The organism is Magnetococcus marinus MC-1, assembly GCF_000014865.1.
In the GTDB taxonomy this organism is placed as follows: Bacteria; Pseudomonadota; Magnetococcia; order Magnetococcales; family Magnetococcaceae; genus Magnetococcus; species Magnetococcus marinus.
Genome location: NC_008576.1, coordinates 3,173,164 through 3,187,204 on the forward strand (window position 1 = coordinate 3,173,164; position 14,041 = coordinate 3,187,204).

At 57.4% G+C, this 14,041-nt stretch carries 12 protein-coding genes; 1 reads left to right on the forward strand and 11 read right to left on the reverse strand.

Features of this window, described 5'->3' with window-relative positions; translation table 11 throughout:
• Genes hypD through MMC1_RS12755 form a run of 4 tightly spaced genes read right to left on the reverse strand, consistent with a single transcriptional unit; the run spans position 1 to position 2,657 of the window.
• Positions 1-1,083 carry a hydrogenase formation protein HypD gene (hypD, locus tag MMC1_RS12740; protein ID WP_011714106.1) on the reverse strand — a complete coding sequence of 361 codons (1,083 nt, stop codon included), beginning with the start codon at positions 1,081-1,083 and terminating at the stop codon, positions 1-3.
• Positions 1,083-2,009: a hydrogenase nickel incorporation protein HypB gene (gene hypB, locus MMC1_RS12745; protein WP_011714107.1), complete on the reverse strand. Its 927-nt coding sequence runs from the start codon at positions 2,007-2,009 to the stop codon at positions 1,083-1,085. Before hypB ends, hypD begins: the two co-directional genes overlap by 1 nt.
• Positions 2,009-2,401, reverse strand: a complete 393-nt coding sequence (hypA, locus tag MMC1_RS12750; RefSeq protein WP_011714108.1) for a hydrogenase maturation nickel metallochaperone HypA — start codon at positions 2,399-2,401, stop codon at positions 2,009-2,011. Before hypA ends, hypB begins: the two co-directional genes overlap by 1 nt.
• Positions 2,394-2,657 carry a HypC/HybG/HupF family hydrogenase formation chaperone gene (locus MMC1_RS12755; protein WP_011714109.1) on the reverse strand — a complete coding sequence of 88 codons (264 nt, stop codon included), beginning with the start codon at positions 2,655-2,657 and terminating at the stop codon, positions 2,394-2,396. Before MMC1_RS12755 ends, hypA begins: the two co-directional genes overlap by 8 nt.
• Positions 2,658-3,031: 374 nt before the next feature.
• On the opposite strand from MMC1_RS12755, the gene MMC1_RS12760 reads away from it, so the two are divergent.
• Entirely contained in the window at positions 3,032-3,688 is a 657-nt protein-coding gene (locus MMC1_RS12760) for a carbonic anhydrase (protein WP_011714110.1), read from the forward strand.
• A 333-nt stretch (positions 3,689-4,021) separates the two neighbouring features.
• Here the strand turns inward: MMC1_RS12760 and MMC1_RS12765 are convergent, their stop codons facing one another.
• From MMC1_RS12765 to hybE, 7 genes are all read right to left on the reverse strand, one after another.
• Complete coding sequence (locus MMC1_RS12765) at positions 4,022-6,385, reverse strand: cache domain-containing protein (RefSeq protein ID WP_011714111.1); 2,364 nt, start codon at positions 6,383-6,385, stop codon at positions 4,022-4,024.
• A 177-nt stretch (positions 6,386-6,562) separates the two neighbouring features.
• The gene (locus MMC1_RS12770; RefSeq protein WP_011714112.1) at positions 6,563-8,017 is read right to left on the reverse strand and encodes a nickel-dependent hydrogenase large subunit; all 1,455 of its coding nucleotides are present in this window, start codon (positions 8,015-8,017) and stop codon (positions 6,563-6,565) included.
• Positions 8,014-9,021 (reverse strand): NADH-quinone oxidoreductase subunit B family protein, encoded by a 1,008-nt coding sequence (locus MMC1_RS12775; protein WP_011714113.1) that lies wholly within the window; start codon positions 9,019-9,021, stop codon positions 8,014-8,016. The genes MMC1_RS12770 and MMC1_RS12775 overlap by 4 nt, the downstream gene beginning before the upstream one ends.
• Positions 9,014-10,405, reverse strand: a complete 1,392-nt coding sequence (locus tag MMC1_RS12780; protein ID WP_011714114.1) for a PAS domain-containing sensor histidine kinase — start codon at positions 10,403-10,405, stop codon at positions 9,014-9,016. Before MMC1_RS12780 ends, MMC1_RS12775 begins: the two co-directional genes overlap by 8 nt.
• 10 nt (positions 10,406-10,415) lie before the next feature.
• A complete protein-coding gene (locus MMC1_RS12785) occupies positions 10,416-11,903 on the reverse strand; it encodes a sigma-54-dependent transcriptional regulator (protein WP_011714115.1) in 1,488 nt (495 codons plus the stop codon).
• On the reverse strand, positions 11,896-13,035 hold the full coding sequence (locus tag MMC1_RS20265) for a nickel-dependent hydrogenase large subunit (RefSeq protein ID WP_011714116.1): 1,140 nt from the start codon (positions 13,033-13,035) through the stop codon (positions 11,896-11,898). The genes MMC1_RS12785 and MMC1_RS20265 overlap by 8 nt, the downstream gene beginning before the upstream one ends.
• Entirely contained in the window at positions 13,032-13,679 is a 648-nt protein-coding gene (gene hybE / locus MMC1_RS12795; RefSeq protein WP_011714117.1) for a [NiFe]-hydrogenase assembly chaperone HybE, read from the reverse strand. The genes MMC1_RS20265 and hybE overlap by 4 nt, the downstream gene beginning before the upstream one ends.
• Positions 13,680-14,041 lie beyond the last annotated feature (362 nt).

The window sequence follows — 14,041 nt, forward strand, 5'->3', positions numbered from 1 at the left end:
CTACTTTCTGACACCACCGCTCCACCAAATGCGGCACGCCCCTTCGTCGGAGACCATACAGGGCCCCACCGGTGTACGGGGCGTGCAAGCGGTCTGATAAAGACGGCACGCCACCGGCTCCAGTTTGCCCATCACCACACGGGCACAATCACAGCCGGGGGGCATTTGCTCATCCCCTTCATCCTGGCATTGATGGGGAAAACGGCGCCGGGCATCCCACCCGCCATACGCCTCACTTATGGCATAACCCGAGGCGGGAATGGTGCCCACCCCGCGCCATGGGGCATCCACCACCTCAAACACCTGCTGCAAAATCTGTTTTGCGAAGGGGTTACCCCCGGCCCGAACCACCTCGGCATAGCAGTTGTCCAGCATGGGCTGACCGCTGCTCACCTGACGCAGCACCGAATAGAAGGCCGCCAACAGCGAATCGGGCAAAAAACCCGCAACCGCTGTGGCTATGCCGTGGTGTTGCCAAACAAAATCCCACTCCTCCGGCCCCATCACGGTGGCCACATGGCCCGGTGCCACCAAGGCATCAAAGCCCGGCGTACCACTCTCCAACAACAGCGACACCGCAGGCCAGGTTAGTCGCCCGGCCAACCACACCGTCAAGTTATCCGGCGGCTGCTGGGCAAGCATGGCCGCCACCGGGGCCATGGTGGTCTCAAACCCCGCCGCGAAAAACACCACCTGCCGCTGGGGGTTCTGCTGGGCCAAGGCGACCGCCTCCATGGGCGAGGCCACCGGGCGAATGTCCGCACCGCTGGCGTGCGCCTGTTCCAAAGAGCGCACCTCGGCCCGCCCCCGGTTGATGGGCACCCGCAGCATGTCCCCAAAAGCGCACACCAGCGCACCATCCTCCAACCCCAGCCGGATAGCCGCATGGATATCCCCCTCGGGACAGATACAGACCGGGCAACCCGGCCCCGGCACCAACCGTACATAGTCCGGCAACACCCCCCGCAAACCGGCCATGGTGATGGAGCGCTCATGCCCCCCACAGACGTTCATAATCGCCACCCGCCCCGCCGGGCGCGGCAGCTGTTGCAGCTTTTCCAACCACACCTTGGCCTGCATCATTACCCTTCACCCCGGTGGTGGGCATGGGCATCAGCATGGTGGTGGGCACCATCGTGGTCATGGTGGTGGTGCTCACCATCGTGGTCATGGTGGTGGGCACCATCGTGGTCATGGTGGTGGGCACCATCGTGGTCATGGTGGTGGTGCTCACCATTGTGGTCATGGTGGTGGTGATACCCACCCTGGGGTTGATCTACCAAGCGGGCCCGCTGGGCGTGCATGGCCTGGCGCAGCCAATCGAACCATGCCTGCATACCCACCCCTTTACGGGCGGAGATCGGCAACACCGGCGCACCATTGGCTAAGGCACGTAGATTTTTCTCTGCCGCCACAGGATCAAAATCCTCCAGCACCGCCAACAGGTCACATTTGCTCAGCAGCAGCAGCTCGGCCTGCCGAAACATGACGGGATATTTACTGGGTTTATCATCCCCCTCCGTGACCGACAGCAACACCACATCATGATGGTGCCCCAGATCAAACCCCGCCGGACAGACCAAATTGCCCACATTTTCCACAAAAATCAGGTCCAGCTGGGTTAAATCCAGTTCATGCAGCGCATCATGCACCATAGCTGCATCCAGGTGGCAGGCGTTGCCCGTAGTGATCTGGACCGCAGGCACCCCTTGGGCGCGGATGCGCTGGGCATCGTTTTCGGTCTCCAGGTCCCCCTCCACCACCGCCATGCGAAACTCATCTTTTAGCGCCACAATGGTGGCCTCCAGCAGCGCCGTCTTGCCCGACCCCGGCGAGGACATCAGGTTGACCGCCAACACCCCATGGCGATCAAAATGGAGCCGGTTATGGGCCGCACGCCGGTCATTGTTGGCCATTAAGCCCGCCATCACCGCTACGGTTTCGGTGGCGTGCTGCCCATCTGCCTCTGTGGTGCCGGGGGTGAGGTTGCATCCGCAGGTATCACACATTAAGCTTCACCTTGTCTGGTTGTTGCCGCCGTTGCACAGGGGGTATCCTCCCGCTCTAGCTCTAAAGAGGACATGATCAATTCATCACCACTGGCCACCCGCGTCTGCCATCCACCACACGCGGGGCAGAGCAGGCGGTTGGCAGGCACCTCACCCTGGGCACCGCAGCTATGGCACACCACCACCACCGCTGCCCGCTCCGTCACCAGTTCAGCCCCCTCAGCCACACTGCCCGCCGCCGCCACGCTAAAAGCCGCACGGATCAGCTCAGGCTCAGCCCCACTCAAGGGGCCAATCTGGAGCACAATGCGGATCACCCGGTTGGCTTGATTCTCGCGGGCGACCCGCTCCACTTGGTCCAACAATCCGTAACAGAGAGAGAGCTCATGCATGATCTGACCCGGCATCCTGCTGTGTTTGGGCATCCATGGCGGCAAGCGTCTCATCCAACAGCTCCCAAGTCGTGCGGGCCTCGGCGGCACTCATTTTTTGGATGGCATACCCCACATGCACCATCACATGATCGCCCGGCTCAATGTGTTCATGTTGCACCATGAACAGACTCACCTCACGGGTGATCCCTTTGGCGCTGCACTGGGCGATATAGCCCTCCACGCTGGTCACTTCCATGGGAATCCCCAAACACATGGAACAGGCTCCTTCAATAGTGGTTAAAACACCCGATTAAAACGCAACACGGGCAAACGATGGCGCGCCATCACCCCTGCAAAAACAGTATGCCAAGCGACCCTTGGGCGCAAATCGTTTTTTTACTTTATCCAATAAAAACTTAGACATTCACCCCATCTATACCCAGGGTTTGTGTCCAGCATGGACCCTCCGTACACTCCCCTAGCAGGAGCCGCAAGGGGCTCTTGAATACAAAAAAAAATTTATGCGCTCAATCACTTTACCAGCGACGATTGTATGGTAAGGTTAAAGACGCGCTTGTCACGACTGAGACCCTTATGGCAGAACAGCCGATACCCTGACAGGGTGTCGCCAATAGGATAACCCAATCCATGTGCAAAACCCCCATTTCCAATTTTTTAACCCAGCTCAAACAGGGCCACCAACAGTTTTTACGCGATGAACTGCCCAACCATTTAGCCCTGTTCCAACGGTTAAGCGCCGAGGGGCAAAATCCACGGGCGGCGGTAGTGGCCTGCTCCGACAGCCGCATCCACCCCAATATGATCACCCAATCCAGCCCCGGTGAGCTCTTTATTATTCGCAATGTCGCCAACCTCGTGCCCCCCCACGATCCCGATGGTGGCTACCATGGCACCAGTGCTGCGCTGGAGTATGCAGTGCGTGTGCTCAATGTAGAGGCCATTATTATTTTGGGTCATAGCTGTTGCGGTGGGGTGCGGGCACTCTCCCAGGATTGCTGCGAAAAGGTCGGCGCCGATGGCAGTGACTTTATTGGCAAATGGATGGAGATCGCCTGGAACGATGCGCATGTGCAACAGTTGGCCCTAACCGCCGCCAAAACCGGCCAACACCGCCCCCTAGAAGAGCGCATGGTTACACTCTCCATCCATAATTTACGGGGCTTTCCCTTTATTCACCAACGGGAAACCGCCGGTACTTTGGAACTGATCGGGCTCTATTTTAATATCGCCGAGGGGCGTCTCTACCGATACGAACCCAGCATTGACGCCTTTGAACCCCTCTAAGCCCATGCGCCTGGGACAAGGCCATTATCCCAGCGCAGTGGGCCGCCCCATTGGGCTGCAACATGAGCGTTAATCCCCGCTCCACCGGCTCTAGTGAGACGCTCTCCCCAAAGCCCTTTCGAGTATATAAATGGTTATCTATTATAAAAATTTATATTTTTAACCTATTTATTATATATTCAAGCTATTCCATTTTATTGTCAAATAAGCACCCTTTCACGCGGCACCAAACCCGCTCACTTCCCCAGCCCACAATAAAAGACCGGTTGATGTTTGCGCCACCTACCGGCCTCTCCATCCCATCACCCTCACCGCAGCGTTAACGGGTGCAAGCTATTTCCATTGGCTCAAGTAGAGCGCATCCAGCCGTTCAAACAGAATATCCTTGGTCACATCAAACTTTTCGATCAATGCCCGCACATTCTCCACCTCGCCCCGCGCCACCATCTCGGCCACCTCGCGGGCCATTTGGTGGACTTTCATATGCTCTGGCTCAATGGATTGAAAAATGGGGTTCTCGCCAAATTTGGCCGTGCCCTCACTGTAGTACCATTTACCAAACGCACACTGACGCTCGCTGGCGACCTCTTCGGGCTTTAGCTGCACCCGGCCCCGCATCATTTTTTCCAACCGGTTAAGCCACGCCAAATGGGCCGATTTAATCATAAAGATATCAAACGGGGGTTCCCCAGCCTGCATCGCTTCCCGTTTGCCCATATCCTTGGCGGTACTCTGGATCACCTGGAGCAGACTGTGGAAATAGTTGGTCGAGCCTTCCAGATAAGAGACCAATTGAAACAGCGCCTTGGCTTCATCATCCACCCGGCTGGAATAGGTTTCTGCTTGATCGGTGGAGAGCTGAATCTTCTCCATGGCCCCACGGGCATCGTGGCCTTGCTGCACCGTCGCTGTCGCGGCCTCCATGCTACGGTTGGTGGCATCAACCATGCTATCGGTCTGCGAAGCGGCGGCGGCGGCGGCTTGCGCAATTTCACTAATGGCCTGCCCCAACTCCTGGGCATTTAACGTAACCGCCTGGGCTGCCTCGGAAACATGTCGGATGGAGAGATTGATCTCCTGCACCGACAGTTTACGCTCCTCCACCAGATCACTGATCTCACTGTTGGAGTTGTTGAGATCCTTAATCATCTCCGTAATACCATCCACAGCTCGCGTAGCTTGGCGGGTATGATCCTGGATCTCCTGCACCTGGTTGGCGATCATCTGGGTGGCTTCGGCGGTTTGACTGGCCAACTCTTTAACCTCGTTGGCCACCACCGCAAAGCCCTTACCCGCCTCGCCTGCCCCAGCGGCCTCAATGGAGGCATTAAGGGCCAACATATTGGTTTGTTCGGCAATATTATTAATCACCTCAATGGCGCGTCCAATCTCCACCGCCGAATGGGAGAGCTGCTCGGTCACCTTTAGGGTGTTATTGGCCTGCTCTGTAGCCTGCTCCGAGCGCTGGTTGGCACGATAGCAGCGCCGATAGATCTCATCCAACGCCTCGGCCATATCCGCAATGGAGCCCGAAACCGAACCGACCTCATGGCTCACCTGCGCCAAGTTACCGTTGACTTGAGTGACGTTGGCGGTCATCTCCTCGGCCGCAGAAGCCACGGTGTTAACGGCGGCGGAGGTCTCCATGGAGGCATCCGCCATACCCTGAATCATGCTGGAAAGATTTTCTGACGACTGGCCTATGCGATCCAAGTTATCCGTTGCTAGGGTCACCGCATGGTGAATCGCTGTCATCTCTTGGTTAAGGTTTTCTTGCTCGCGTTTGACGTTAGAGCCGATATGTTTGGCATCGCTGGTATCTTTGGTTAAACTCTCCAACACCTCACCAAACTCGGTCACGCAGGAGCGAATACTCTCGGAGTGCAGGGTGCTGCTCCAGACGTTTTGCGCCAATCCATCGGTCATAGAGTTGATTTTTTCACCCAACTCCAGCACATCATCTTTGACAAAGGGGATGGGAATACGCTGGAGTAACTTACCCGAGACGGCGTGCTGAATCCCCTCAAACAGCAGCCCCAAGGGTTTGGTAATGCTGCGCGCCACCAGCGACGCCAACCCCACCAAAATCACCGTCACAAACAGAAAACGCAGGGTCAATGCCCAGGCATTACGCCAAAAGGCCGCCCGCACATCATCAATATAGATGCCCGAGCCAACCACCCAGCCCCAAGGTTTAAACCCTTTAACAAAAGAGAGCTTCTCCACCGGTGCTTCAAAGTTTGGCTTTGGCCATAGATACTCCACAAAACCTTCACCCTGCTCTTTGGCGACCTTGGCAAATTCGGTGAAGATTTTCTTGCCCCCCTTATCTTCAAAATTGGCAAGATCCTTTCCATCCAAGGCGGGTTTGATGGGGTGCATCACCATCACGGCGTGATAATCGTTAACCCAGAAATAGTCGTTTTTGTTATAACGCAAACCTTTTAACACTTCTATAGCGTGTTTTTTAGCGGCCTCTTCGGTTATTTTGCCATCCTGCACCTTTTGGTAAAAATCCACCAACACACTATGGGCGGTTTCGACCAACTGCTGCGTTTTCTGCTGTCTGGAGTGCATTAAGGCTTTGTCTTGATCCAACAAAAAGGTTAGACCACTCAGCCAAAAGATAACCACCGCCAACACGATCAATAACCAGATGCGTGTGCGTATATTGAGCTTTAAAAACAGAGCAGACATGGCAACCACCTCCAGCTAAAACCGATACCGAAACCCTAGATTAGCTTGATTGAGACTGGTTTAATACCTTTTTTTTGTAGAATAAAAACATTTACCATCCATAAATGATGTTGATTTTTATGTTTAGGACTATCAGTTTAACTTAGGCTTATCAAAACTGATCCATACCAAAACTGATTAATGCACCGTACAGACCATGCAGGGGTCGAAGGATCGCACAATGTGCTGTACCGCCACGGGGTCCTGTTCTCCGGCACGAATGGGACTATTGAGCAGCGCCTGCTCCAGTGGACCACGCACCCCTGCGGCATCCCTTGGCGAGAAATTCCAGGTGGTCGGGGCGACAATCTGCGCATGGCTTAAACGCCCCTTATCCATACGGTACCAATGGCCCAAACCACCCCGTGCCGCCTCCACCAGCCCCACCCCCTGCCCCTGCTCCGGCAGTGGGGACTCCACACCAAACGGTGCGCGTGGCTCAAGCTGGGCAATCCACCCCTCCATGGCCAACACCACCCGTGCAATTTCCAACAACCGGGCAATCACCCGATTACGCACATTACCCCCACTCTGAGCCACCAGATCCCGCACCAGCGGATGGCCCGCCACCTGCTGCCGCGCCAGCGCCCCCACCTCCATCGGTAGACCGTTTAAACGGGGAGCCTTGCACCAGCTGTAACCATTGGGCTGCTCGGCATCCGGCAGCGTGCGTCCCTCAAAAGGGTGGCGGGGCTCACGGTCGGGGTGCATCCAGGCGTGGCTGACATCTTCTCGAATGGCCCCAGGATCCAGCGCCCTCAAGCCCCCCTGCTGCCAAACCCCCGCCGCAAACAGCGCCTCTTCACCTTGGCCATAAGCTCCATAGCTCATAAACCCATCATGACCCCGCCCCAACTGCGCCAGCTCAAGCGTTTCGGCCACCTGTAAAAACCAACGAAAGTCACTGTTCTGGCAGGGCTGCTCAGCGGCCCAAGCCAGCAGCGACTGCCCACTCTCCAGGGCTACCAACGACTCTAAGGACGCCCCAAACAGGGTCTCTTCCAAAAAGGCCCGAAAGCCCGCCACCACCCCCCGCAGTTGACTTTTATCCCGCGCCTCCAAACCACGGGTGGAGCCCCCTGGCTGCAATGCCAAGGTGTGGGGCCAGCGCCCCCCCAGTATTCCCATTAGGTGAAGAAAGCTTGCCCGCGCTGGCAAGGCCACCCGCGAAGCGGCACCATCCACCGCTTTAAACCGCTTTAACACCCCCTCGTACCAGGGCTGCCCGGCATAGATAGGACGGGCAAAATCGGGCATAAAAAAGAGATAAAAGTGGGTTAAATGGTCCGCCACATTCTCAGCAGCCAGCATTAACTGACTGGCCAACCGCCCATTTTCCGGCGGTCTCACCCCCGCCGCCTGGGCCAACGCTTGCGCCGCCGCCGCCGACTGAGCAACCGAGCAAATGCCACAAATGCGCGGTACATAAACCAAGGCATCCTGGGGCTCTTTACCCACCAGCATACGCTCAAACCCCCGATACAGCGGCGAGACCACCCAGGCATCGGCCACCCGGTTGTGGTGGCGCTCAATCTGCACCTCAAGATCCCCCTCCACCCGACTAAAGGGACCCAATATCTGACGCTTGCTCATGGTCTCTCCACAGGGGTGGCCGGCGGGGTCACAATATGCTCGGCCAAGGCATTATCCCGCAACCGTTTGGGGGTGGCCGCTTTGGAGAGGGAGGCCAGCGCCACAAACCACGCCTTGGGCATATCGGTGGGCAAACCCACAGGGATCCCCGCCACCTTGGGCGTGGCAGTAAAGGCATGGCCCGGCTCCTGAAAACCCGGCGCTGTACAGTTGATGCAGGGATAACCCCCGCGCAGACAGGAGCCCTCGCCATTCCACAGACGCAGATTACAGTCGGCATGGGCTTGAGTACCCAAACAGCCCAAATGCTCCATCAAGCAGCCCAGCTGCCCCAGCTTTTCCGCACTGGCTTTGTACTCATAAAACTCATTGCGCGGGCAACCATGGTGGACCAACGTATCGGTATAGGCACGGGGTCTGCCCAGAGGATCCAACTGGGCCTCGGTCAAGCTGCCATCGGCCAACTCAGCCAAACACTCCAGCACCCAATTGGGGTGGGTGGGACAACCCGCCACATTGATCACCGGCAGCCCTTGGCGTGCGCGAAAAGCGGCCCCCAACAGCCCCCCCCGTTTGCGCCCCACATAGTGCAGCCCCACCGCCTGGGTGTGGTTGCCACCCCCCGCCGTTACCCCACCATAGGCCGCGCAACTGCCCACCGCCACCACCTGCCCCGCCAGTGCAGCCAGCTCTTTGACCACCGCCATCATCGGGCGACCGCTGCCCGATAACCGATGAAAGGCCCCCGTGCCATTGGGGCCGGTCATCACCGCCCCTTCCAGACAGAGGATATCCAGCCGCTGCTCACCGCGCACAATCCGCTGCAACAGGGCCAAAAAACCATCCTCCGGCCCCACGCTCAGGGCCGGATGCCAGAGCAACTCAATACCATGACTGGCCAAAGCGGTGTAGAGATCCGGATTCTCCGCGCACAGCAGCGATAGGCTACACCCCCCACAACCCCCGGACTGCAACCACATGAGCTGTAAGCTCTCCTTAGCCATGGCGCTCATCCCCCTCCAACGGCAATGTCAGGCTAAAACAGGCCCCACCCTGAGCATGGTTGCAGGCCGTTAGATCCCCCCCCTGATCCTGGGCCAGACCGTAACTGATATAGAGCCCCAGACCCGTGCCCTTACCCACCGCCTTGGTGGTAAAAAAGGGATCAAACAACTGGTGCAGATCCCCGGCGTCAATACCGGGACCGGCATCCCGCACATCAATGCGCACCTTGTTGGGCAGTCGCTCACAGCAAATATTCAAGCTGGGGGCCGCCATACCCTCCATCACATCCAACGCATTTTGCAGCAGATTGACCAAAATTTGATGCACCTGCCCCCGCCGCCCCCGCAGGGTCAAGCCGGGAATCAACTGAAGGTGCAACTCAGGTTTGACGCGGACCGCATTGGTCACCCACTGCACCGCCGTTTGGATAACCTCGGTTAAATCATAGGGGCGCACACTCTCGCGCTGACCGCCCGAGTAACCCCGCAGATCCTGAATAATATCCCGCACCCGTTCGGCCCCCTCCAGAGTCCCCTCAATCAAGGGATCCAAATCCGCCATGGTGCGCTCAATTTTATAGATTCCCCGCAACTGCGCCAGCTGGACGGCATCCACCGGTTGTTGCGTGGCCTGCAAATAGCCACCAATGCGGGCACCATAACGTTTTAGGGCGTGCATATTGCCAAACACAAAGCTAATGGGATTGTTCAGCTCATGGGCCACCCCGGCCACCAACCGCCCCAGCGAGGCCATTTTTTCCGAATGCACCAAACGCTGCTGCGCCTGTTGCAAATCTTGGTGCGCCTGATTCAGATCATCATAAGCACGCCGCAACTCACCGATAGGGCGGCCAATCAACACCAAGCCCACCACCCGGCCATCCCCATCTTGACGGGCCGACAGGCTCATGGTCAGGGGGGTGGGCTGGCCATCAAAGCCCATTAAATGCACCTCACAATCCTGCATATTGTTGGGCTTTTGCCCCATCTCCCCCATGCCGAGGGCATCCACCTGCAACATCTCCCAAAAAATACGCGCTTGCTGGGCTGCATCCATCTGCAAAATATCGGTCACTTTTTGCTCAAGCAAATCGGCTGCACGCTGCCCGGTGATGTAACAAAGGGCCTCATTAACCTGCTCAATCCGCCCTTGGAGATCACACACAATGAGCACATCGGTCATGGCTGCCAGAACGCTCTCAATAAAACGATTGGCTGCCCCCAACGCTTCGTTCTGCCGCTCCAGCTCCACCTGGGTATGCACCAGATCCGCATAGGCTTCATCCATCTTGCGGATCACCTCAATCCACACCTCCTCTGAAGAGGCGCTTAGATCCAAGCTGCCGCCCGCCAGATCCATCAGACTGATTGAGCCTCTCTCCATGCCCCGCCCCCTACGCTTGGGCTTGCGCATCTTGGCTGCTGCGCTGCTCCAGACCATAGCGCTCCAGTTTACTCCGCAAGCCCACCCGGGAGAGCCCCAACTCTTTGGCCGCCCGGCTCTTATTCCAACGGTGCCGGATCAGCGTCTCCCGCACAATACGCGCCTCCAACAGCTCGACCCGCTCTTTTAAACTGCCCCCTAACGGCCCTAACAACGGCCATCTCTCCTCCCCTTGCGCCTGCTCCTGCCACGGCAGCCCCTGCAACACCCGCGCAGAGAGCAGATCCGCCCCCAGCAGATCCCCCTCCGCCATCACCAGCATATGCTGGATCTCATTTTGCAACTCCCGCACATTGCCGGGCCAGGGGTAAGCCTGTAAACAGTGCATGCACTCCTCAGTAAAGCCCCGCACCTGTTTGCCCATGCTCTCCATCGCCTGCTCCAACAACGCATGGGCCAAGGCCGGAATATCCTCGGGACGCGCCTTTAAAGCGGGCAGATAGATGGTCACCGCCGCCAACCGATAGTAGAGATCAGGCCGAAAACGCCCCGCCAGCATCTCTGTCTCAAGATCCCGATTGGTGGCCGCAATCAACCGCACATCCACCTTGCGGGTGCGGCTGCTGCCCAGGGGACGAATCTCCCCCTCCTGCAACACCCGCAACAACTTAACCTGAAAGGCCGGTGAGATCTCCCCAATCTCATCCAAAAACAAAGTACCCCCGTCGGCCCGCTCAAAGAGCCCTATACGATCCTCCACCGCCCCAGTAAAGGCCCCCTTTTTGTAGCCAAACAGCTCGCTTTCCAACAACTGATCCGGCAACGCCCCACAGTTTTCCACCACAAACGCCTTATCCCAGCGCAAACTGCTGTAGTGCAACGCCTTGGCCGCCAGCTCCTTACCGGTACCAGAATCGCCGGTCAATAAGACCGAAACATCATAAGGTGAAACCTTTTTTAGCCGCTGACACACTGCATCCATACAACTGCCCCGGCTGCGCACAATGCCATCATTGCGGGCAAACCGCTGGCGCAACCCTTCCCGTTTACGGCGCATGCTCTCATCCAACCGCTGCGGGGTCATTTTGACCTCTACCGACAACGCTTGGTTTTGCCGTTGCAGGGCATACAGACGGGTGGCATTGCTCAACGTAAGCAGCAGTGAGTCGGGATGCCACGGCTTGGAAATATAGTGATAGATCCCCGCTTCGTTAACGGCGTGGATGATATCCTCTGGATCACTATAACCGGATATAATCATACGAATGACGTCGGGATAGAGGTCCCTCAATTTTTTGAGATAGGCCACCCCCGTGATCTCCGGCATGCGTTGATCACACAGCACCACCTGCACCCACTCGGTCTGCAAAATGGCGTCGGCTTGAGCAACGGTTTGGGCGGTTTTAACATCAAATTCTTCTTCCAGAATACGCGCCAGCGACTCCAGAGAACGCAGCTCATCATCCACCACCAGAATGGTCGGTCGCTGTTCAACCATCAAGCTCCTCCTCATCAGCCTCCACCACGGTCAAGGCATACCCCACACAAGGATCAATGGATTCGATCACATGATGCGCCTGCAACAGTACCGCTTGACGATCCCCTTGCAACCCAGCCAAACCTTGAGCCACCACCCCTTGGGGATGAAAATTCCACTCGGTGGGGGCCAAAATGGCATAGTGGCTTATCTGTTGCCCCTCCAGGCTCACACGGTGCAGCAACCGTCCACGGGCAGCCTCCACAGCACCCACACCCATCCCATCCTGGGCCGCCGAAAAGGGCTGAAGCGCCGCTAATAACGCGCCATCATCACCCTGCCGCAGGGCCTCGAACAACCGGCATAGTTCGGTTAAGCGGGCCACCGTACGGCGCAACAAGCCATTGCCATGCAGGGGCTTTAATGCGCTTAACAGAGGGGAGCAGGTACGGGTTAAGCTCGAACTTTCATAACAACGACCCTGCCATTGGGGGCGAGCCAAAAAACCAGCATCCTCCATCAAAGTCGCCAGCTCCAGCAACGGCAAAGGGGGTAACGCCTCTACCTCGTTCTCCCCCGCATGGGCCAAATTATGGTACATAAGGTGGTCCACCATCGCCGCCGCCAAGCCTTGTTTGGCATGGGCCCAACGGGCCAACTCCGCTGGCTGCTGCCGCTGCAACCAGTCGCTGACAGGCTCCCCTAGCAGATAGTCGCTCAACAGCGTCCCCAGCGCCAGCCACCCTGCAGGGGGCAGCTCCAGACCATCCTCTGTCGCTTCGTTCAAAGCCTGTTGCGCTAAGGCCACACAACGCACCTCTTGGGGCTGCGGCGTTTGCCCCACATAACCCGGCCAACTCAGCAAAATGCGCCAGAGATGCTCTTTTAGACTCTCCATGGCGACCTGCCGCAACAACCCCTCGCGGGCCATCAGCGGCTGGCCTTGCACAGCCGCCACCGCCTGCATGCCAGCCAACAGTTGAGCCTTACCACACAGCACCAACAGTTTGGGCAGCAGATGCAACGCCTCGTCAACCCCTTTGCCTTGCAACACACGAGAGACCCCCAGCAACCGTGAGGAGCCAATGGTCACCCGGTTCACAATGCCCGCACCAAGTACCACCTTGATGGTTAACTGCCCGGCCAAGCTCATGCTGGCACCCCACCCCCCAAACCGGGCAAGAGCGCCCGGCGACTCATGGGTTGTTGCATGCGCTCGCCCATGGGTTCGGCCCCGGTTTGCGTGGCGGGGCAGGCTTGGCTGCCCTGTTTACTCACCAAGCCTGCCTCCTCCATCACCTTGGCCTGCTCCTCTTCATAGAGAGCGCGAATATCGTCGGTGCTTAAAATGCGCTGAATACGGGCTTCATCCAGCGCGTCATCCTGCGGCTCTTCCCCTTGTTGCGGGGTAAGCAGCAGCGCCAAAAAGGCTTCGGCCCGCGCCACCGCCGCATCATGGGCCGGAAACTCCCCCATGGGCGAGTGGATGGAGAAACTCCAGCAGCGCCCCACCCCTGCAAAGTCGTTGACCAACATGGTATAGCTGCGTTCGGGAAAACGGTGTACCTGCTTATCGCCTAGCGGGGCGGCCTCTAGCGCGCTGGCATCGTCTGGAATATAGACCAGATTCATTAACCACGGGGTGATGACCACCCCCAACCAACCCACCTGCCAGCGCTGAAAGCCCACCGCCTCGACACGGATCATGGGGTTGAGCAAGGGAATACCCTGCATCTGGTTTTTATGGATGGCTGTAAAGGTGGTTTCCAGTTGTTGCATCAGCGACTGGGCATCCATTACGGTTCTCTCCTTAACAGGGTAACAATCCACGCCACACACCAGGGCGGGGATGAGGTTGATGCCAACAAAGCAATGGCAATGCCAATAAAAAAACAGCCCATCTTATTGTATTTTATGAAGATTAAAAATTTTTTCCCGCAAACATGAAAACCATCTTTCCATGTTTTTGATATTTTGCATACTAAATTTACATTTATAGCCAACAACCACCCCAACCCACCCTTATGCAGGGGACCCAGGCGCTTTATACAGGCCATCCAAGCCAACTACCCCAGAGCTAAGACCGCTGGCTTGGAAAGCTTTTTGCAACCGCTCCCCAGTCATCCATGCACCGAGCCAGCCGCATGCGCCACCACCAT

Bases quoted from the DNA above. Each gene is read 5' to 3' on its own strand.
- MMC1_RS12785 (WP_011714115.1), bottom strand. From the start codon at position 11,903: ATGGTTGAACAGCGACCGACCATTCTGGTGGTGGATGATGAGCTGCGT.
- MMC1_RS12780 (WP_011714114.1), bottom strand. From the start codon at position 10,405: ATGGAGAGAGGCTCAATCAGTCTGATGGATCTGGCGGGCGGCAGCTTG.
- hypD (WP_011714106.1), bottom strand. From the start codon at position 1,083: ATGATGCAGGCCAAGGTGTGGTTGGAAAAGCTGCAACAGCTGCCGCGC.
- hypA (WP_011714108.1), bottom strand. From the start codon at position 2,401: ATGCATGAGCTCTCTCTCTGTTACGGATTGTTGGACCAAGTGGAGCGG.
- MMC1_RS12775 (WP_011714113.1), bottom strand. From the start codon at position 9,021: ATGGCTAAGGAGAGCTTACAGCTCATGTGGTTGCAGTCCGGGGGTTGT.
- MMC1_RS20265 (WP_011714116.1), bottom strand. From the start codon at position 13,035: ATGAGCTTGGCCGGGCAGTTAACCATCAAGGTGGTACTTGGTGCGGGC.
- hybE (WP_011714117.1), bottom strand. From the start codon at position 13,679: ATGGATGCCCAGTCGCTGATGCAACAACTGGAAACCACCTTTACAGCC.
- MMC1_RS12765 (WP_011714111.1), bottom strand. From the start codon at position 6,385: ATGTCTGCTCTGTTTTTAAAGCTCAATATACGCACACGCATCTGGTTA.
- MMC1_RS12770 (WP_011714112.1), bottom strand. From the start codon at position 8,017: ATGAGCAAGCGTCAGATATTGGGTCCCTTTAGTCGGGTGGAGGGGGAT.
- MMC1_RS12760 (WP_011714110.1), top strand. From the start codon at position 3,032: ATGTGCAAAACCCCCATTTCCAATTTTTTAACCCAGCTCAAACAGGGC.
- hypB (WP_011714107.1), bottom strand. From the start codon at position 2,009: ATGTGTGATACCTGCGGATGCAACCTCACCCCCGGCACCACAGAGGCA.
- MMC1_RS12755 (WP_011714109.1), bottom strand. From the start codon at position 2,657: ATGTGTTTGGGGATTCCCATGGAAGTGACCAGCGTGGAGGGCTATATC.